19 protein-coding genes are annotated in these 17450 nt (G+C 35.1%); 12 read left to right on the top strand and 7 right to left on the bottom strand.

Features of this window, described 5'->3' with window-relative positions:
- Positions 1–4: 4 nt before the first annotated feature.
- The 4 genes from CDOM16189_RS08525 to CDOM16189_RS08510 are packed head-to-tail and all read right to left on the bottom strand — an operon-like array spanning position 5 to position 3898.
- Positions 5–802, bottom strand: coding sequence for a metal ABC transporter permease (locus CDOM16189_RS08525; protein ID WP_169976528.1), 798 nt, complete (start codon positions 800–802; stop codon positions 5–7).
- A complete protein-coding gene (locus CDOM16189_RS08520; RefSeq protein ID WP_169976450.1) occupies positions 796–1572 on the bottom strand; it encodes a metal ABC transporter ATP-binding protein in 777 nt (258 codons plus the stop codon). The genes CDOM16189_RS08525 and CDOM16189_RS08520 overlap by 7 nt, the downstream gene beginning before the upstream one ends.
- Positions 1569–3014: a HoxN/HupN/NixA family nickel/cobalt transporter gene (locus CDOM16189_RS08515; RefSeq protein ID WP_169976448.1), complete on the bottom strand. Its 1446-nt coding sequence runs from the start codon at positions 3012–3014 to the stop codon at positions 1569–1571. The genes CDOM16189_RS08520 and CDOM16189_RS08515 overlap by 4 nt, the downstream gene beginning before the upstream one ends.
- Positions 3014–3898, bottom strand: coding sequence for a metal ABC transporter solute-binding protein, Zn/Mn family (locus tag CDOM16189_RS08510; protein ID WP_169976446.1), 885 nt, complete (start codon positions 3896–3898; stop codon positions 3014–3016). Before CDOM16189_RS08510 ends, CDOM16189_RS08515 begins: the two co-directional genes overlap by 1 nt.
- Before the next feature lie 118 nt (positions 3899–4016).
- On the opposite strand from CDOM16189_RS08510, the gene CDOM16189_RS08505 reads away from it, so the two are divergent.
- Positions 4017–4367, top strand: a complete 351-nt coding sequence (locus tag CDOM16189_RS08505) for a Fur family transcriptional regulator (protein WP_169976444.1) — start codon at positions 4017–4019, stop codon at positions 4365–4367.
- On the opposite strand, the gene CDOM16189_RS08500 is transcribed toward CDOM16189_RS08505, so the two are convergent.
- Entirely contained in the window at positions 4364–4771 is a 408-nt protein-coding gene (locus CDOM16189_RS08500) for an acyl-CoA thioesterase (RefSeq protein WP_169976442.1), read from the bottom strand. The genes CDOM16189_RS08505 and CDOM16189_RS08500 overlap by 4 nt on opposite strands.
- 54 nt (positions 4772–4825) lie before the next feature.
- On the opposite strand from CDOM16189_RS08500, the gene CDOM16189_RS08495 reads away from it, so the two are divergent.
- Genes CDOM16189_RS08495 through CDOM16189_RS08485 form a run of 3 tightly spaced genes read left to right on the top strand, consistent with a single transcriptional unit; the run spans position 4826 to position 8914 of the window.
- A complete protein-coding gene (locus CDOM16189_RS08495; RefSeq protein ID WP_169976440.1) occupies positions 4826–5545 on the top strand; it encodes a class I SAM-dependent methyltransferase in 720 nt (239 codons plus the stop codon).
- 43 nt (positions 5546–5588) lie between these two features.
- Positions 5589–6464 carry a cytochrome-c peroxidase gene (locus CDOM16189_RS08490; protein ID WP_169976438.1) on the top strand — a complete coding sequence of 292 codons (876 nt, stop codon included), beginning with the start codon at positions 5589–5591 and terminating at the stop codon, positions 6462–6464.
- On the top strand, positions 6461–8914 hold the full coding sequence (locus CDOM16189_RS08485; protein WP_169976435.1) for an EAL domain-containing protein: 2454 nt from the start codon (positions 6461–6463) through the stop codon (positions 8912–8914). The genes CDOM16189_RS08490 and CDOM16189_RS08485 overlap by 4 nt, the downstream gene beginning before the upstream one ends.
- Here the strand turns inward: CDOM16189_RS08485 and CDOM16189_RS08480 are convergent.
- Positions 8904–9455, bottom strand: coding sequence for a DUF1523 family protein (locus tag CDOM16189_RS08480; RefSeq protein ID WP_169976433.1), 552 nt, complete (start codon positions 9453–9455; stop codon positions 8904–8906). The genes CDOM16189_RS08485 and CDOM16189_RS08480 overlap by 11 nt on opposite strands.
- Before the next feature lie 133 nt (positions 9456–9588).
- Between CDOM16189_RS08480 and CDOM16189_RS08475 the strand changes: the two genes are divergently transcribed.
- The 8 genes from CDOM16189_RS08475 to CDOM16189_RS08440 all read left to right on the top strand — a co-directional run bounded on the left by CDOM16189_RS08475 (position 9589) and on the right by CDOM16189_RS08440 (position 16860).
- Positions 9589–10320: a DNA-binding protein gene (locus tag CDOM16189_RS08475; RefSeq protein WP_169976431.1), complete on the top strand. Its 732-nt coding sequence runs from the start codon at positions 9589–9591 to the stop codon at positions 10318–10320.
- A complete protein-coding gene (locus tag CDOM16189_RS08470; RefSeq protein WP_169976429.1) occupies positions 10320–10529 on the top strand; it encodes a molybdopterin biosynthesis protein MoeB in 210 nt (69 codons plus the stop codon). Before CDOM16189_RS08475 ends, CDOM16189_RS08470 begins: the two co-directional genes overlap by 1 nt.
- Positions 10511–11011 (top strand): chemotaxis protein, encoded by a 501-nt coding sequence (locus tag CDOM16189_RS08465; protein ID WP_169976427.1) that lies wholly within the window; start codon positions 10511–10513, stop codon positions 11009–11011. The genes CDOM16189_RS08470 and CDOM16189_RS08465 overlap by 19 nt, the downstream gene beginning before the upstream one ends.
- Before the next feature lie 171 nt (positions 11012–11182).
- Positions 11183–13162, top strand: a complete 1980-nt coding sequence (locus CDOM16189_RS08460; RefSeq protein WP_169976425.1) for a TonB-dependent receptor plug domain-containing protein — start codon at positions 11183–11185, stop codon at positions 13160–13162.
- Between the two features lie 118 nt (positions 13163–13280).
- Positions 13281–14327 carry an ABC transporter substrate-binding protein gene (locus tag CDOM16189_RS08455; RefSeq protein WP_170000974.1) on the top strand — a complete coding sequence of 349 codons (1047 nt, stop codon included), beginning with the start codon at positions 13281–13283 and terminating at the stop codon, positions 14325–14327.
- A complete protein-coding gene (locus CDOM16189_RS08450) occupies positions 14328–15329 on the top strand; it encodes a FecCD family ABC transporter permease (protein ID WP_169976423.1) in 1002 nt (333 codons plus the stop codon).
- Positions 15329–16066, top strand: a complete 738-nt coding sequence (locus CDOM16189_RS08445; protein WP_169976421.1) for an ABC transporter ATP-binding protein — start codon at positions 15329–15331, stop codon at positions 16064–16066. Before CDOM16189_RS08450 ends, CDOM16189_RS08445 begins: the two co-directional genes overlap by 1 nt.
- Entirely contained in the window at positions 16063–16860 is a 798-nt protein-coding gene (locus CDOM16189_RS08440; protein WP_169976419.1) for a class I SAM-dependent methyltransferase, read from the top strand. Before CDOM16189_RS08445 ends, CDOM16189_RS08440 begins: the two co-directional genes overlap by 4 nt.
- 51 nt (positions 16861–16911) lie before the next feature.
- On the opposite strand, the gene CDOM16189_RS08435 is transcribed toward CDOM16189_RS08440, so the two are convergent.
- Entirely contained in the window at positions 16912–17334 is a 423-nt protein-coding gene (locus CDOM16189_RS08435) for a TOBE domain-containing protein (RefSeq protein ID WP_169976417.1), read from the bottom strand.
- Between the last annotated feature and the right edge of the window lie 116 nt (positions 17335–17450).

Below are 17450 nucleotides of genomic sequence, written 5' to 3'. Positions count from 1 at the left end.
AAATTTAGCGTCTGTTTATAGCCGTAAATATAAAAAAGCAGATTGAGGCTATAAGTATTATGCTTGCTCCGCTTGTTAGGTTTGCCTCAAAGCTAAGCCAAAGCCCCGATATGCAAAACGCAGCCGAGATAAGAGTGGCGTTTAGCATCATTGCACCAAGGCGTTTAGAAAAATTTTGCGCTATATAAGGCGGTATGGTAAGAAGTGCGATGACTAAGATAAGACCCACTGCGCGTATCGTCATAACGACACTTAGCGCCATCATGCAGACTAGCACATAGTATAAAAGTGTGGTTTTTACTCCTCGAAGTTTGGCGAATTCCGCATCAAAACTAAGGGCTTCAAACTGCCTGTAAAGCAGCGTAACTATAAGCAAGATGACGCAATCAACCGCCGCCATAAAGGCTAGATCGCTATCAGGCACCGCTAAAATCGAGCCAAAAAGATAGCTCATGAGATCTACGTTGTATCCGGGCGTTAGATCGATTAAGATAATGCCAAACGCCATCCCAAACGCCCAAAGTGCACCGATAACCGAGTCCATTTTGCTTTTATCGTTTAGAGTGATAGTAGCTATCAGGAGTGCTAGAAATATCGCAAATCCGCTAGCACCCAAAAGCGGCTCAAGCGAGAAGTAAAACGCCAGCCCAAGTCCGCCGTAAGCTCCGTGTGCTATGCCTCCTGCGATGAAAACCATGCGATTTATCACCACAAGCGAGCCGATAACTCCGCATGCGATACTTACCAAAAGCCCTGCCATAAGGGCGTTTTGCATAAATTCCAAATTTAGCGCTTCTAGCATTTTTGCCCTTTGTCTAAGCTCTTGCAACCGCACTCTTTAAGTGCGATCTCGACATCGCAAAAGTGATTATGCTCGTGCGCAAGATGAGCGATGAATTCTTGCTTTGAACGATCGGGCGCGATGTCGTGCATGTGAATTTTGTGATTTACGTAAGCAACTTTCGTAGCAAAGCTAAGCGCGATATTTACGTCATGGCTTATCAAGATGACACCGATTCCTTCTTTGTTTATATCGCTAAGCAGGCTGTAAATCGCAGCTTGCCCTTTGGTGTCGATGCTCGCGGTTGGCTCATCAAGCATGAGAATTTTAGCCTTTGCACAAAGCGCTCTTGCGATATAAACTCTTTGCCTTTGACCGCCTGAGAGCTCGCCTATGCGGGAGTTTGCAAACTCGCTCATGCCGACTTTTTCAAGCGCTTTCATCGCTTCTGATTTATCGTCTTTGGTGTAAAAGCCGAAAATTTTCCTATCTATTCGCCCCATAAGCACCACTTCTAAAACCCTCATCGGAAAATTTACGTTTATAAAGATATTTTGAGGGACGTATCCTATGGTTTTGCTAACCTCGCTTGGGTTTTTATCAAATATCTTTATCTCGCCGCTTTTAGGTCTTAAAAGCCCTAGCATAAGGCGAAGCAGGGTTGATTTGCCTCCGCCGTTTGGACCTATGATAGCTAGAAAATCCTTGATATCATAGTTTAAATTTATATTTTCAAATATCAAATTCTCATCGTATCCAAACGACAAATTCTCTATTCTAACCCCGTTCATAAAACCGATATCCTGCCCGCGATAAAAAACATAAAAGCTCCCAAGCCAAACATCACTAAAAGAGCTAGGAATTCGCAGTAAATTTTTAAATTTTTATATTTTGAGAGCGCATTTACCTTCGTGCCAAAGACCGCTGCGATAAATATAACTATACTCATGCCAAGCGCCATAAAAACGCCGCTCATCACGCCTATAAGCCAGCTATTTAAGCTAAACGCAAGTATAAAGACGATGATAGTTCCAGGACACGGCACAAGCGAGGCTGCAAGCGCTACAAACCACTCGTTTAGGCTCTTTGGCTTAACTTCCATTGCTTTACAAGCCGCACATCCGCAGTCTGCCTTGTGAGGGCTAAATTTGTAGTTATGAACCTTTGGTTTAAGTGATTTTAGCTTCGTAAATATCATATAAGCAGAGATCGCCATGATGATCAGGGCTGAAATTTTAGTCGTCAAATTTGCAGCGGAATTTGCTACGTTTGCCGCAAAACTTTCAAGCAAACTCATGGTAATCCAAACCAACATGAGCGCGCCAAGCACGTGCAAAATGCCGATTTTAAGCGAGAAGCCAAAAGCTTTTAAGTAGCTGCCTCCGCTTGCCGCAAAATACGATGTCGTAAGCAGTTTGCCATGTCCCGGGCCCGCTGCGTGCAAAAAGCCGTAGACGAAGCTAAAAAGCATGATGAGGGCAAATTTCGAAGCTTCAAATGCGGTTGAGTTTTCTTTGATGAGTTCTTTTAGCCTGTCTAAAAAGCCTATCGTGGTTCTAGCAAGAGAGTTAAATTTCGCTTCGTCTATCGCGTCAATCTCTTCTAAATTTTTGTTTTTTACAAGCGAGCTAAGCTCAGGCTTGTCTTTGTTTGAAATTTTAGGTTTTTGCTCGCTCATCTCAAAAAACACGGTGTTTAAATTTGAATTTGGCACTATGAAAATGGATTCGGTTATCCTGTAAGGCTCGTCGTTTGCGATTTTGAAGTTAAAAAATCCTTCGCGATCGATTATCTCAAACACAACCACACGGCGAGGCAAAATTTCTAAATTTAGCTCCAAAACATACTCGAAATTTAGCCTGTTTTCTTCGATATAAACGCGTTGGCTCTTTGTTTTGACGAATAAATTTTCGCTCGCGCCCTCGCCGTCATAAAAGCTAACCGTAGTAAGATACCCGCGCGGCACGATGTAGTCAAGCAAGGACTTTTGGACATTCCAAGCTTCTTTTTCGTTTAGATTTTTATCGGCATCCTCGTCGTATCCTTGCATGGTTAGCTCGGTGAAATTTTCTGAAAACGTCCATGTTATCGTAGCTGTTTTAATCGTGTCGCTCCATGCGTCAAATTTGATCTGCGCATGAGCTGTGGGTGTGTAAAGTGCACAAAGCGCACACGAGTAGGCAATAGACGCAAAAAGCGTCAGTGCGGCCAGTATGCGCCCAAATTTCATCATTAAAGACTCTTAGCGAAAATTTCGGCTGTCTTTTTAAGCTCAGCCTCCCAATCAAGCGGGAGCTGATCTATCTCAACTACCTTTGCACCCGTTTCTTTTGCGATTAAATTTGCCGATTTTTTAGAAAACTGAGGCGCTACGAAGATGACTTTTACGCCGTGTTCTTTTGCCTCCTTGATGAGGTTTGCAAGCTCTGCGGGCTTTGGCTCTTTACCCTCGACTTCGATTGAAATTTGCTCTAAATCATAGCGCTTTGCAAAATATCCCCAAGATGGGTGATACACGATAAATTCGCGGTTTTTAAGATTTGCAAGCTTATCTTTGATGAATTTGTCAAGTTCGTCTAGCTTAACGAGAAATTTCTCGTAATTTGCGTTATAAAGCTCTTTGTGCTCGGGAAAAACTCTAACAAGTCCGTTTAGGATGTTTTTAGCCTGAGTTTTTACAAGCACAGGATCAAGCCAGATGTGTGGATCAAGCCCGTCGTGGCTATGACAATGCACTTTTCCGTTGTGCTCGTGGCAATGCTCTTTTTTCTCATGTCCTTCATGCTCATGCTCTTGCATAGCGACTCTTTCTACTCCTTTTTGAGTAAAAATAAATTTTAGCTTTGGAAACGACTGCTGAAATTTCGGCAACCAAACCTCTTCAAATTCAATGCCTATGGCAAAATAAAGTTTGCTGTTTTCAAGAGATTTCATCTGCTTTGGTTTTGGCTCGTAAGTGTGAGGATCGGCTCCAGGAGAGACCATGGTATTTACTTCAACCGTGTCGCCTGCGATCTGTTTTACGAAAAATTCTTGAGGTAATATACTTACGCTAACGACGGGTTTTGCAAAGCATACAAGCGCGCCAAAACATAAAAAAGCTAAAATTTTCTTCATCTTAAACCTTTTTTTAAATTTTTAGGGAAGTATAGCAAAAGCAACTTAGTTGCGAATTAACATAATATTATAGAAATTTAAGATATGATAGCGATAAATTTTAAATAAAAGGAGTGAAATGAAAGCCGTAGAGCTATTAAAAAAGCACAATATCAAACTCACTCCGCTTAGACTGCAAATTTTAAAAATTTTAGAAGAGGCGCAGTCTCCTTTGAGTTACGATGAAATTTTAAGCAAAATAGACGCTAACAAGACGACATTTTATCGCTGTATGGACATTTTTGAAGCAAATGATATAGTAATCAAAAGTGAAAATAACCATAAAAATTTCTATGAGTTATCAAACGGAGCAAAGGCGTATTTCGTCTGTGACGTATGCCATAAAATGACAAACATTAAGATGCCAAAAATAAGCCAAAACAACGTTAAAAGCGTAGTTGTAAAAGGAATTTGCGACGAGTGCTTTTAAATTTCCTCATTTTCGCCGTAAAGCTCCGCAAGATGATCGGGGATCGCCTTTGGACGCTTTTTGTCAAGGTCAAAATATACGTAAGTGGTTATGGCTTTAGCTATAATCTTGCCGTCTTTTATAAATTCGTAAAATCTGTTTGAACTAACTTTTCTAGCCTGTTTTGTCCATGTTTTTATCTCGATCTCATCTCCTAAATAAATTTGCTCTAAATAGTCGATTTCGTTGCGTTTTATAACCCAAGTCGAGTTGTTTTTAAGCTGCTCTTCAAACGTATCTCCTACGAAATTTGAGTGCGCAAAAGCCGCTTCTTGCATCCAAACAAGATAGTATGCGTTGTTTGCGTGGTTGTTTATGTCTATGGCCTCTTTGCCTACTTTAAATTTGTAGCTAAAAATTCTCATATTTGTCCTTTTGTTTGATACAATTGTAACTCAAATTTTTAAAAAGGCGGTTTTATGAAGAGCTCTTGGGATAAAAAAGCGGCTAATTACTCAAGATATGAGGGCGAACTTAACGAATTTCAAAGAAGATTTTTTAATAAACTTGATGAGTTTAGTGTAAATTTTAATAATAAAACACTTATAGATGTAGGGTGCGGAACAGGTGTTTATACTCTGTATCTATCAAATTTGTGTAAAAACGTAACAGGACTTGATCTCTCGACTAAGATGCTTGAGTGCATGAGAGAGGATGCTGATAAATTTGGTGTGTCAAATTTAAGAGTAGTTGAGAGCAGTTGGGATGACTTTAATGAGGATAATATTTACGATATCGCTTTTAGCACGATGAGTCCGGCGATAAACAGCATAGAAGGGCTTGATAAATTTATTCGCACCGGCAAAAAGCGAGTTTTTATGTGGTGGAATAAGCAAAGACATTCGAGTGTGCTTGAGAGATTTTATAAAATTTACGGAGAACGTCAGTGGAGCGAGAGATTGCCTTACTTTGAATACCACTTGGATATGTTAAAAATTCCTGTCAAGTCACATGTTTTTAATGAAGTGAGAACAAGGGATATAAGTCTTGAAAAAATGTATGAAGATATGATCTGGCATTTAGAGATCGGAAATCTCAAATTTAATAAACAAAAGGTAAAAGATGAGCTTTTGAGCATTTGCAAAGATGGAAAAGTAACGGAAACAGTAACATCTTCAATGAAGCTTTTGGTATTTTAGGCTATAATTTAGTGGAAATTTATTAAGCAAGGTCTTATAAGTAATGTCAAGGCTTTTTATATTATTTTTTATATTCATAGAATTTTGCCTAGCTTCACAATTTACACCTATCAAACCTTTGTATTATGATAAACAAAAGGCTGAGCTGGGTAAAAGTTTATTTCAAGATACTAGGCTTAGTGCAAGTGGAACTGATTCTTGTGAGAAATGTCATAATCTATATTGGAACTCAAGCGGCACTAGCGTAAAAAATATAAAAATATCATTTAAGCAGACATTAAATTCTCCTACTGTTTTAAATTCTGCTTTGAATTATTTATTTTTTAAAGACGGAAGAGTTAAAAATATCAGAGAACAAGTGATTGAAAGCATAGTCGACATAAATCAGCTGGGTAGCAGTGAAAAGCTTGTTGTAGAAAAGGTAAGTTTAAATCCTCATTATAAACATAAATTTAAAATTCTTTATAAAGATGGGGTTACTTTCAATAATATAGTTGATGCTATAGTAAATTTTCAAAAGGCTTTATTAACTCCAAATTCAAAATTTGATAAATTTATAAGCGGAGATAAAGCTGTTTTTTCAGAAGATGAAAAAAAAGGATTTGAGCTTTTTAAAAAAGCAGGCTGTATCAATTGTCATAGCGGAGTAAATTTGGGTTCTAATGTATATTATGATATGCAGCTTGATTGTAATTTAGACCAAAATGTAACTAATATTGGCAAATATAAAGTGCCCGGACTAAGAAACATATCAAAGACCGCTCCGTATTTTTATGATGGAACCTGTTATGATTTAAGAGAGACGATAGAGCATATTGCTAACTTAAGAATGCAAAATAAAATAAATCAAGAACAAATAGAGTTGATATATAAATTTTTACTAACTCTAGATGGCGATAATCCGGAAATTTTAAAATGAGAAATAAAATTGTATTATATAAAGTTCTATTTTTAATTATGTTTTTAAATATATTTATCGGTGGAATGATAATATATAAGGCAAACAAAAATGTAAATTCTAGCTATAGTCTAAAAGAATCGGTAATAAATTTAATAGATATAAATAGAGATATAGACTTTATGCTGGGTAAAACATTCCTATACTCTGATTATGATAGACTTATGGAACTTCTTGCGAATTTTGATAATGGCTTAAAAGATACTTTAAGGATGCAAAACTTACATGCTTTTAGAGAGATTGTTTCCGGTATGAAATTTTTTCAAGACATTAAGCAAACATTTAAAAAGAAAGTCGAACTTATAGATAAATTTAATTCAACCGCTATATTTGCAAATTTGATCTATGATGACATACTTTTTAGTTCGTTTGAAGAGTTAAAACAGAGTAGGTATTTTAATACTATAATGTCAAATATATTGCTATTTAAATATGACATCAATACCGATTTGAGTAAAACAAAAGAACTTGTAGCCAAAAATTTATCAGAGAACAATCTAAATCAAAATGATATTAAATTTTTAAAAAATGCTAGTAGACTTATAGAATATTATGAGAGTGCTCAAGGTATTTTTAAACGTATTCAAGAACTTTATATGGAAAAAGAGCTTAGTATATTGATGAACGGAAATAGGGCCTATATGAGCATAGCTGCTACTAATTTAAAAAATTTGACTATGTTGTTTTTTGCACTTATAGGAATATCAATATTTTTGATCTATTTGGCTTATTCAAAAACTAAGAGCATATTAAAATATCTAAATGACTTGCAACAAGCTACCGACAATAGCTTTGGCTCAATAGTTTTTACAGATCTAAATACTAAGATAAAGTATGTAAATAAGATATTTGAACAGACCACAGGCTATAATCTTGAAGAGGTTGTTGGCAAAGATGCTAATATTTTAAAATCTCACCAACATAGCAGTGAATTTTATAAAAGCATTACAAATTCCTTGAAAAATAATCAGGTTTGGGAGTGTGATGAGTTAATAAGTTTAACAAAAGATAAAGATTTGTTGATAGAAAAAGTAATGTTTTTACCGTTGTTTGATGCCGATGGTAATAAGGACGGATATCTGTCGGTAAAACTTGACAAGACAAAAGAGGTTATGATAGAAAAAGAGCTTAAGGAAAAAGAAGAAAAGCTAAGAGACATGGCATTTTTTGATAACTTAACCGGCTTTGGTAGTTATTTTGCCCTTACTCAAAAGCTTAACGAGTATCCAAGCGGAATGCTTATATATGTAAATATTAGTCACTTTGTGGATTTTAGATTTTTTTACAAGACTCAAACGGTGGATCTTATTATAGAGTCCTTTGCCAAAACTATAAAGCTTTGTATAGATACTTATGATATACCAGCATCTATATATAGAGTTCAGTTAGATGAGTTTTGTATTTGGTACGACGGAGAGTCTGTCGAGAGAGATATAAAAAATATACGGGATTATTTTAAAGGAAATAATCTATCTATTGTCGTGGATGACAGAAAAGAATTTATACCAAACATCAAGATGATCATAGGTGTTAGTCTTGATAGGGATACTATTCAAACTAACCGTCTTACTCAAGCTATGCTTGCTCACTATGAGGCTACCAATAGTGGTGAACCCGTAGTGTATTATAATGAAAATAGCTCTGTAGAGCAGCAGTATTATCAAAACCAGATAATGTCAAGAATTATAGAATATGCTATATATAACGATACTGTTATAGTTGAGTGTCAGGGCATATATGATATATCTTCAGACTCAGATAGTGAGCCAAAGGCAAACTATTATGAAGTTTTGGTTCGCCTTGTGGATGAAAATGGCAAAATTCGTTATCCTGGCGAATTTTTAGATATTGCTAAGAAAATTTCTTTATATAATGATATAACTAAAAAAGTTATAGGTCATGTATTTAGACTTGTGGAGAGATTCCCTAAAATTAGATTTTCAATGAACCTATCAAATAGTGATATAGCAAATGTTCAGATTAGAGATATGATAGAGCAAAAGCTTAAAATTTGCTCATACCCAGAAAACGTCTATTTTGAAATTTTAGAATCAGAAGGTGTAGATGACTATGAGGCGGTAAATTTATTTATAAATAAAATTCATAGCTATAACTCCAAAATTTCAATTGATGATTTTGGAAGCGGATATTCTAATTACTATAGGATTTTAGAACTTGATATAGACACTATAAAGATAGACGGCTCTATCATCAAAAAGCTTCCATTTGATAAAAACGCTAGATATCTAGTTCAAACTATTATAGATTTTGCCAATAGACAAAAGTATAATGTGGTTGCCGAGTTTGTAAGCTCTCCTGAAATTTTGGCCGAAGTCAAAAAATTTGGCATAAAGTATGCTCAGGGATATCTGCTGGGTAAGCCTGTTTCGCCTGACAATATCAAGCCTTAATACATTTGTCGAATATCTTTCTTATAAAGAAAACGAAAAATAGAAAAGATGCGAAGATTAAAGCATAAAATATATAGCTCATAATAGGATTTGATCCGGTTTCACTGTTTTTAAGCTCTTTTATTGAAACAGCATTTCTAAATTTATCTAATACTGTTATTCTCCATCCATAGTATTTTATCTGCACTTTCTTTTGGCTTATCGCAAAACTTTGCGCCATTGCTTGAAGATCGGCTGAATTAAATTTTAAATAAAATGGAAAACCAAATCCGGTATCCTCGTTTCTATAAGTCATTACTTTTGTGCCATTTATCTCTTGAGTGTATATGAAATATACATCTCTAGTCGGTCCATCCGCAGGATTTTCTCCACTTATTAGACCGTCCTTATCCACTCTTTTTACCTCTCCTCCGGTTATCAGAGCCGTTTCGTAATGCGGAAAAGAGTAATTTACTATGATGGCTAAGATTAGATGAGCTATTAAAGCAATTGTTATTAGAAGTTTTTTGGTTGATTTGCGTAAAATTTCTTGAAAAGACATATTTTTCCTTTTTTGATTTTTTAGTATTTTACAATATAAGTGTGAATTTGATATTTTTTCAAATTAAATTCAGCAAAAATCTACTAAACAAATTTTAAAATATAAATATTATTTTTATTCAGGTTTAAATTTTATGAGAAGAGTCGTTTATATAAGTATAGATGATACCGATGAGATAGGATATCCTAAATCTACCGGAATACTTGCCGAGATGATTGCTGAATTTATAGATAGCAATTTTTCACCATGCTCTTTCGTGAGTCGTCATCAACTCTTTATAGATGAGCGAATAAATTATACCTCACACAATAGCTCCATGTGTTTTACTACAAATTTGGATGAAGAGGAATTCGCTAAAGTAATCAAATTTGCAGAAAAACTACTAATAGAAGAGAGCGCTCCAAGCTCTGAACCGGGATTTGCGATAGCCTTTGAAGATGAAATTTCAAATCTAAATGAGTTTATCAAATTTGGCAAGAGAGCCAAATTTGAATACATAACAAAAGATGAAGCTTACAGTGAGGCGTCCAGACAAAATATATATCTAAAAGAGCTTAAAAACACAGGCCATGGTATCATAGGGGCGCTTGGCGGTATGGCTTTAAGGCTTGATGGTAACGACGGTAGAGTTAAAGGCAAAACCAAGATGTCAAAAGATGAGATGAGCATAAAAGAGCTTTTGGATTTAGGCTTTTGCGATGAGGTTTTGGATGAAAATTTTAATCTCGTTGATAAAAACGAAAAGATACTGACAAAATCGAAACTAAAGTTGATAATTAAAAATTTTAAAGCGGTTTTGCTTGTAAAATCTGATAAAAATGGAAAATTTATTCCATACGATATAGAAGAGCTTAGAGAAATTTAATGGATAAATTTCAAAATTTTAGCTTAGACGGAGTTTTTTTATTTGGTAAATTTTCTTATGAAAAGGCTAGGAAAACGGCAGTAAAGTGTGAGTTTTTTACAACTGATAGCAATGAGGATGAGCTTGTAGATAGTTATCCAAAGAGTTGCTATAACTGTCTTTTTAGAAGATGGAGTAAGGAGAGCTTTGAATGTTTAAAATTAAGATAGTTTATAAATTTTTACTTATTGTATTCTTGTTTTTAGGAATCTCTATTTTGACATATTCGGGATTTAAATTTGCAAATGGGGACTACACGGAATTTTTTATGAGTTTGCATAAAATTTGTGGTTTTAGTATTGCTGTAATCGCTGTTTTGCATATAATTATAAAGAGAAGAAAGCTAGTAAAGCTTGCAAATGAATTTTTAGATGTGGTTTTGAAACGAAAAAATCCATCTTATTGCAATATGGATAGACTTATTATGGCTATTGAAGACCACACTATAAGTAGTGTCGCAAGTATTTTAAATTTAGATGCTGACGAGTTGGTATATATTTTAAGAAAGGGCGAAGTGAAACTTAACGGAAAAGATCAAACTCTAAGACAAATTGCCAAGCTAAACGATGAGAAGATTTTTTATGCTCTTGTTTTGATTATAGAGAAGAAATTTGTCGGAAAGAGCTTGGACTTAAAAAGCTGCAATATATAACCTTATTCATAAATCTTCTACAGGCTATATTTATAAATTAATTCAGTATTTTTTTTGTTTTAGCTACTTTTAAATATTTATAAAATAAAATTATTTTTTCATATTTTATATTTTTAGCCTCATTGTAAAAGGATTTTTAGAAATATAAAAAAATCTATAATAGGAGTTTTGATGAAAAAAACAGTTTTGATTGTTTGTAGTGTCGCTTTGGCACTTCATGCCGAAGTTTTTGAACTTGGTCAGGTAGAAGTCGTATCTAAACTTGTAGGAGGTAGCCAAAAAAGCGATACCAACGTAGTTGTGGTAGATAGTGAGCAGATGCAAAAAAATCAAGTTAAGAGGCTATCTGAAGTAGCTTATATGACACCTGGAGTCTATGTGGATAAAAAAGGTCCAAGAGCGGAGCAAAATTTTTATGTTCGCGGCTTTGACGCTCGTAGGGTTCCACTTTTTATAGATGGAATTCCTGTTTATAATCCATACGATGGAAACTCGGATTTTGGAAGGTTTACTACTTTTGATCTATCTCGTATAGATATCTCTAAGGGTTCAAGTTCTGTTCTTTATGGTCCAAATACTATGGGTGGAGCCATAAATCTTATATCCAAAAAGCCTACCAAAGAGTTTGAGAGTAGTATAGGATATGGCGTTGAGCTTGGCAAGAGCAGCAAAACTATAGGAAATAACATTGATTATAGTATAGGAACTCGTCAGGAACTATTCTATGTGCAAGCTGGCTTAAGCTTTATGGAAGATAATGGTCAACAGCTTTCAAGTGACTTTGTAAAAGACGCTAAAGGTAACGAAGATGGCAATAGACGCGAAAAATCTGTTCAAAGAGATAGAAAAGTGCATATTAAGGCCGGCTTTACTCCAAATCAAACTGATGAATATGCTATAACATATATCAATCAAAAGGGCGAAAAAGAGCAGCCTCCTTATGCAGGAAGATATCCTAAGGATAAGGTAGCCAATAGATTTTGGGACTGGCCTATGTGGGATAAAGAGAGCGTTTACTGGCTTTCTCATACAGAATTTGGCAAGCTTTATTTGAATACAAAGGCTTTTTATGACACATATAAAAACGATTTGAATTCATATAAGGATAAGACCTATACTAAAAAAACTTTTGGTAGCCATTATAAAGACTACTCATACGGATTTGGCCTTGAATTAGGCGGCGATATAGCAGATAATAATACTCTTAAATTTGCTACAAGTTATAAATTTGATGAGCATAAAGAGCATGATGATGGCGAGCCGGTGCAAACATATCAAGACAAGACCTATACATTCGGCCTTGAAAATACTTATAGATTTAGCGATATGACAAGACTGATTCTAGGTATCAGCTATGATACAAGAGATGCCATAAAAGCTCAAGAGTATGGCAAGCCACTATCTGGAGGCAAGAATAGATTGTTTGACTTTGAAGTCGGCAAGAGACACTCTTTTAACTATCAAGCCGCCATTAAACATAGCTTTAATGGAATGGATGAGCTAAGTTTAAGCTATGCAAAAAAGACATATTTTCCTAGTATGAAAGAGAGATATAGCGAAAGATTTGGAAGAAATACCCCAAACCCATTCTTAAAACCTGAAATAGCAAATCACTATGAATTAGGTTATGCAAGAAGCTTTGGCGATACTCTAAGACTTGAAGGTTCGGTCTTTTACTCAAAAGTTAAAGATGCCATAGGCAATGTTATGTTAAAAAATAAGACAAGACAAGCTCAAAACGTGGATAAAGCAGAGTATAAAGGCTTTGAGCTAGGAGCTACTTATTTTGCTACAGATAGCTTGGAGATTGGAGGAAACTACTCATATATCAGTGCAAAATACAAAAACAAAAATGAGAAAATTTACGATCTTCCAAAACACAAAGCGTTTGCTTATGTAGATTTTAAAATTTTGCCTAAATTTAGCGTTTATGCATCTGAAGAGTTTGTTTCTAGCAGATATTCAGGATCTTATGAGGATACTAAGCTAAATGGGTTTGATTTGACTCATGTTAAATTTATTTATAAGCCGACAGAAAATTTAAGTATAGATGCGGGTGTATCAAATTTATTTGATAAAAACTACGAGTATAGAGAGGGATTTCCTGAAGAAGGTAGGGTATTTTTCTCTAATATTAAATATAAATTTTAATATTTTAAGGGCTTAAAGATAGTATTTTAAGCCCTTTTTATAGTTATTTAGTTTTATATTTTAGTAATATAAAAGGGTAAATTAACTACGATTTTTAAAATTAAATAAAGGCTTTATCATGCTAAAAAAGATTCTGATTTCACTATTGGTATGTCTAAATTTCGCCTTTGCTATGAGTAGTTCGGAGATAGATCAGTTTATCTCTCAAAATAGCAGAGATTTTGAAATTTTAACTAAGGAACCGACTCGTGTATATGCAAGCAATCCTACGCTTTTATATCTGCTGTATGCCCTTGCTCCTGAAAAAATTAGCGGTGTAAATTTCGAGTGGAATGATTACGAAAGACCTTATTTAAAAGATTACGTCTTAACCCAGCCTGTAGTCGGTGGATTTTTCGGACAGGGTAAGATCCCAAATGTTGAGATGCTTTTGCGTCTTGATCCTGAGCTAATATTGGTAAATGCAAGCTCAAAAAATGTCAAAAAGATGACAGAAATTTTTGGCTCTATCAAAAAACCAATGTTATATTTGAGCGGAACCAGTTTGGAAGACTATCTAAAAAGCTGGCAAATTTTAGGTAAGGTTTTAAATAGAGAGCAAAGAGCCAAAGAGTTGATTGACTATGCACAAAATTCTATAAATTTAAGCGGCAAGATCAATGAATATCTAAAAACAAACAATATTAAAAAGCTTAGAATCTATTACGCTCAGGGCTCAGATGGATTATCTACGGAGTGTGAGGGTTCGCAGCACGCGATCTTAATACCGTTAAGCGGCGCAGAGGTCGTGCATAAGTGCGAAAAAGAAAGCAGTGCTTATGGGCACGTTAAAGTGAGCTTTGAGCAGGTTTTAAAGTATCAGCCGGATATGATTTTAGTCTATGAAAGAGATTTTTACGACAAAATTTACAGCGATCCTAAATGGGCCTTGCTTGACGCGGTAAAAAATAAAAAAGTATATTATATCCCTAGAGAGCCATTCAGCTGGTTTGATCGTCCGCCTTCATTTATGAGATTTTTGGGTATCAAATGGCTCATTAATTTGGCATATCCGGAGGCGTTTAAATTTGATATAGAAAGTGAAGCTCGTGAATTTTATAAGCTATTTTTAGGACTTGAACTAAATGATGAGCATATAGGAAAAATTCTAGGCAAGAGCAAATAGATGAGTAAAAAATCCTTTTTATTGTTGCTCTCTTTGTTGATATTATTTATTTTTGGTTCCTTGTTGCTTGGCAAATACGGCTTTAGCGCAAGCGAATATATAAGATATTTTGTAGCAGTTTTAAAGGGCGAAAATTTAGAGGATTATAAGATCATTCATACTTTAGTAACTGAAATTCGTTTGCCTCGTATTATAGCATGCTTGCTCATAGGGGCAAGCCTTGCAATCTCAGGTGCCGCATATCAGGCGATGTTTGTAAATCCTTTGGTTTCCCCATCTATTTTAGGAGTTTTAAGTGGAGCCGGATTTGGTGCGGCTCTTGGTATGTTTTTTAGACTAAACGAAGTCTTGATTCAGCTTAGCACTTTTGTATTCGGGTTTCTTGCAGTTATTTTCGCACTTCTTATTTCAGCTCTTTACTCACGCTCCGGAAGCGTGATAGTCTTGGTTCTCGGAGGCGTTATTAGCGGTTCGCTTTTTACATCCTTGCTTTCTGTTTTAAAGTATGCCGCAGATCCTAACGATACCTTGCCAAATATCACATATTTTTTGATGGGAAGCTTGGGCTTTGCTTCTAAAAGCTTTATGGAGCTATCTATATTGCCCATGTTTATCGGTGTTTTATTGCTTGCATTTTCCGGTAAATATCTAAATGCTTTAAGCCTTGGAGAAGAGGAGGCGAAGAGCCTTGGCATAAACGTATTTAAGGTAAAAATTTTTGTTATTTTAGTCGCTACTTTTGTAAGTGCTTTAAGTGTAACTATCGCGGGAATCATCGGCTGGATAGGACTTATCACTCCTCATATAGCAAGATTCGTTTACGGAGCCGATAACCGCTCCGTACTTACGGCTTCAGCTCTGATAGGGGCTATATTTTTACTATTTTGCGATAGCTTTTCAAGGCTTATTTTTACCTTTGAAATTCCAATCGGTATAGTAACATCTCTCTTTGGAATTCCTATGTTTATCTTAGTGCTTAGACGCGCTAAAAAGAGCTTTTGATGTTGGTAGAGGTTAAAAATTTAAAATTTGCGTATAAAAAACGCACTATTTTAGATGGATTAAATTTTATTATCAACGAAGGCGATACTTTAAGCATTTTAGGTGCAAATGGAAGCGGTAAAAGCACTCTTTTACGTATTATGTTAGGCTTTTTAAAATTTGAAGGCGAAGTAAAAATAGCAGGAAAAAATGTAAGCGAATATTCAAAGGATAGTTTGGCCAAGATAATCGCTTATATACCTCAAACTCATGCGCCAAGCTATGATTATACGGTATTTGACATAGCGCTTATGGGTGCTCTTTGCAGGACTCCGTTATTTTCAAATTTTAGTAAAAATGATAAAATTTTAGCCGAAAACGCTCTTGAAAAGATGGGTGTTTTGCATCTTAAAGATGAACCTTACACAAGAGTAAGCGGTGGTGAAAGGCAGCTAACTTATATCGCTCGCACATTAGTTCAGGGTGCAAAAGTGATATTTATGGATGAACCTACTAACGGACTTGACTTTGGAAATCAGATTAAACTTTTAGAGATGATCAGGTTGCTAAGAGATGAGGGATATACCTTTGTTCAAACTACACACTATCCCAGACATGCTAAATTTGTCTCAAATTTAGTGCTATTTTTAAAAGATGGTAAAATTTTAGAATTTGGCGATAGCGATAGCCTAATAAATTCTAAAAATATTGATAAAATTTACGGAATTGATTACGAACAATACAAGGATAAATTATGATTTTAAAATCAAACTACGACAAAATCGATTTTAACGAACTATATAAAGAGCAAAAATCTAAAAGTTCTTTCGGTAAAAAACTAGTCAAAGATTGGGATAAAAAGGCTCCAAGCTTTAATGAAGCGGTATTAAAGAGCCAGTATGTCAAGGATTTCATTTCAAAAATAGATTTTAACGAGGCTGACTCTTTGCTTGACTTTGCTTGCGGTGCGGGAGCTTTGAGTGTTGCTGCAGCCAGTAAAGTCAAGCAAATTTACGGATATGATTTTTCACCTAAAATGCTTGAGTTTGCAATTCAGAATGCCAAAGATTTTGGTCTTACTAATGTTAAATTTGCTCAAAAAGCATTCGAAGATGATTGGAGCGATGTGCCAGAATGCGATATAGTTTTTGCATCGCGTTGCCTTGAAGTTGATGATATAAAACCGATTTTAACAAAACTTCTTTCAAAAACTAAGTGTACTCTTTATATCACTTTTAAAGTAGGCGGAAGTTTTGTGGATGAGGACATTTTAGAGGTTATTGAGCGAGATGTGGAACAAAAGCCAGATTTTGTATATCTTGTTAATATACTCTTTCAAATGGGTTATTTGCCGACGATTGATTATATAAAAAGTATTTGTAGTTCCGGTGCTCCTCAAAGCGCAGAGGAGTTGATTCGAAAGACCGAGTGGAGTCTTGGTAACGATCTAAACCAAGATGAAATTTTAAAGCTTAAAGATTATTTTAATAGTAATAACTCATGCCGTTCCCAACAATCTATGGATTGGGCTTTTATCAGAGTTGACGTATAACACTTAGTGTCTGTCTTTACAACAGACACTAATATAAAATCATATAAATTATTAAGCACCGATAATAATCTGGCTTGCTTTGATAACCGCAACTACATCATCACCGGCTTTAAGAGCCAAGCTTTTGGTGGATTCGTTTGTGATGATAGCGCTTAGCTTATCTCCGCCTGCTATCTTGATGTCTATCTCCGAATTTACCGCACCCTCTTTAACGCTAACAACTTTACCCTTGATTTGATTAGTTGCGCTTAATTTAAGCTCGTTTTCGCCTTTTGCGACAATTATACTTGAGGCTTTAAATAGATAAACGACTTTTTTGCCTACTTTAAGATCAAGAGCTTTTTCAGATTCGACTGTAACTGTTGCTTTTACTATCTCTCCGCCTTCGAGTTTGCTTACGATAAGTGAATTTACAACACCTGTTTTTACTTCAGTGATTTCGGCTTGAAGTTGATTTCTTGCGCTGAATGACATGTTAAATCCTTTGTTTTTAGTTCGATTTTAAATCTTGATGAAATCTTAACAGCCTAAGCTTTGCTAAAACTTAAAATAAAATTATATAGAAAAATAATTTAATTTGATTTTTGATA

The organism is Campylobacter sp. RM16189 (genome assembly GCF_012978815.1).
Classification (GTDB): Bacteria; Campylobacterota; Campylobacteria; order Campylobacterales; family Campylobacteraceae; genus Campylobacter_A.
The sequence above is the reverse complement of the archived record's forward strand: the minus strand, read 5'-3'. Positions and strand labels throughout refer to the sequence as shown.

What these genes read in the sequence shown, in the direction of transcription:
- CDOM16189_RS08525 (WP_169976528.1), bottom strand. Translation starts at nt 802, where the DNA reads ATGCTAGAAGCGCTAAATTTGGAATTTATGCAAAACGCCCTTATGGCA.
- CDOM16189_RS08520 (WP_169976450.1), bottom strand. Translation starts at nt 1,572, where the DNA reads ATGAACGGGGTTAGAATAGAGAATTTGTCGTTTGGATACGATGAGAAT.
- CDOM16189_RS08515 (WP_169976448.1), bottom strand. Translation starts at nt 3,014, where the DNA reads ATGATGAAATTTGGGCGCATACTGGCCGCACTGACGCTTTTTGCGTCT.
- CDOM16189_RS08510 (WP_169976446.1), bottom strand. Translation starts at nt 3,898, where the DNA reads ATGAAGAAAATTTTAGCTTTTTTATGTTTTGGCGCGCTTGTATGCTTT.
- CDOM16189_RS08505 (WP_169976444.1), top strand. Translation starts at nt 4,017, where the DNA reads ATGAAAGCCGTAGAGCTATTAAAAAAGCACAATATCAAACTCACTCCG.
- CDOM16189_RS08500 (WP_169976442.1), bottom strand. Translation starts at nt 4,771, where the DNA reads ATGAGAATTTTTAGCTACAAATTTAAAGTAGGCAAAGAGGCCATAGAC.
- CDOM16189_RS08495 (WP_169976440.1), top strand. Translation starts at nt 4,826, where the DNA reads ATGAAGAGCTCTTGGGATAAAAAAGCGGCTAATTACTCAAGATATGAG.
- CDOM16189_RS08490 (WP_169976438.1), top strand. Translation starts at nt 5,589, where the DNA reads ATGTCAAGGCTTTTTATATTATTTTTTATATTCATAGAATTTTGCCTA.
- CDOM16189_RS08485 (WP_169976435.1), top strand. Translation starts at nt 6,461, where the DNA reads ATGAGAAATAAAATTGTATTATATAAAGTTCTATTTTTAATTATGTTT.
- CDOM16189_RS08480 (WP_169976433.1), bottom strand. Translation starts at nt 9,455, where the DNA reads ATGTCTTTTCAAGAAATTTTACGCAAATCAACCAAAAAACTTCTAATA.
- CDOM16189_RS08475 (WP_169976431.1), top strand. Translation starts at nt 9,589, where the DNA reads ATGAGAAGAGTCGTTTATATAAGTATAGATGATACCGATGAGATAGGA.
- CDOM16189_RS08470 (WP_169976429.1), top strand. Translation starts at nt 10,320, where the DNA reads ATGGATAAATTTCAAAATTTTAGCTTAGACGGAGTTTTTTTATTTGGT.
- CDOM16189_RS08465 (WP_169976427.1), top strand. Translation starts at nt 10,511, where the DNA reads ATGTTTAAAATTAAGATAGTTTATAAATTTTTACTTATTGTATTCTTG.
- CDOM16189_RS08460 (WP_169976425.1), top strand. Translation starts at nt 11,183, where the DNA reads ATGAAAAAAACAGTTTTGATTGTTTGTAGTGTCGCTTTGGCACTTCAT.
- CDOM16189_RS08455 (WP_170000974.1), top strand. Translation starts at nt 13,281, where the DNA reads ATGCTAAAAAAGATTCTGATTTCACTATTGGTATGTCTAAATTTCGCC.
- CDOM16189_RS08450 (WP_169976423.1), top strand. Translation starts at nt 14,328, where the DNA reads ATGAGTAAAAAATCCTTTTTATTGTTGCTCTCTTTGTTGATATTATTT.
- CDOM16189_RS08445 (WP_169976421.1), top strand. Translation starts at nt 15,329, where the DNA reads ATGTTGGTAGAGGTTAAAAATTTAAAATTTGCGTATAAAAAACGCACT.
- CDOM16189_RS08440 (WP_169976419.1), top strand. Translation starts at nt 16,063, where the DNA reads ATGATTTTAAAATCAAACTACGACAAAATCGATTTTAACGAACTATAT.
- CDOM16189_RS08435 (WP_169976417.1), bottom strand. Translation starts at nt 17,334, where the DNA reads ATGTCATTCAGCGCAAGAAATCAACTTCAAGCCGAAATCACTGAAGTA.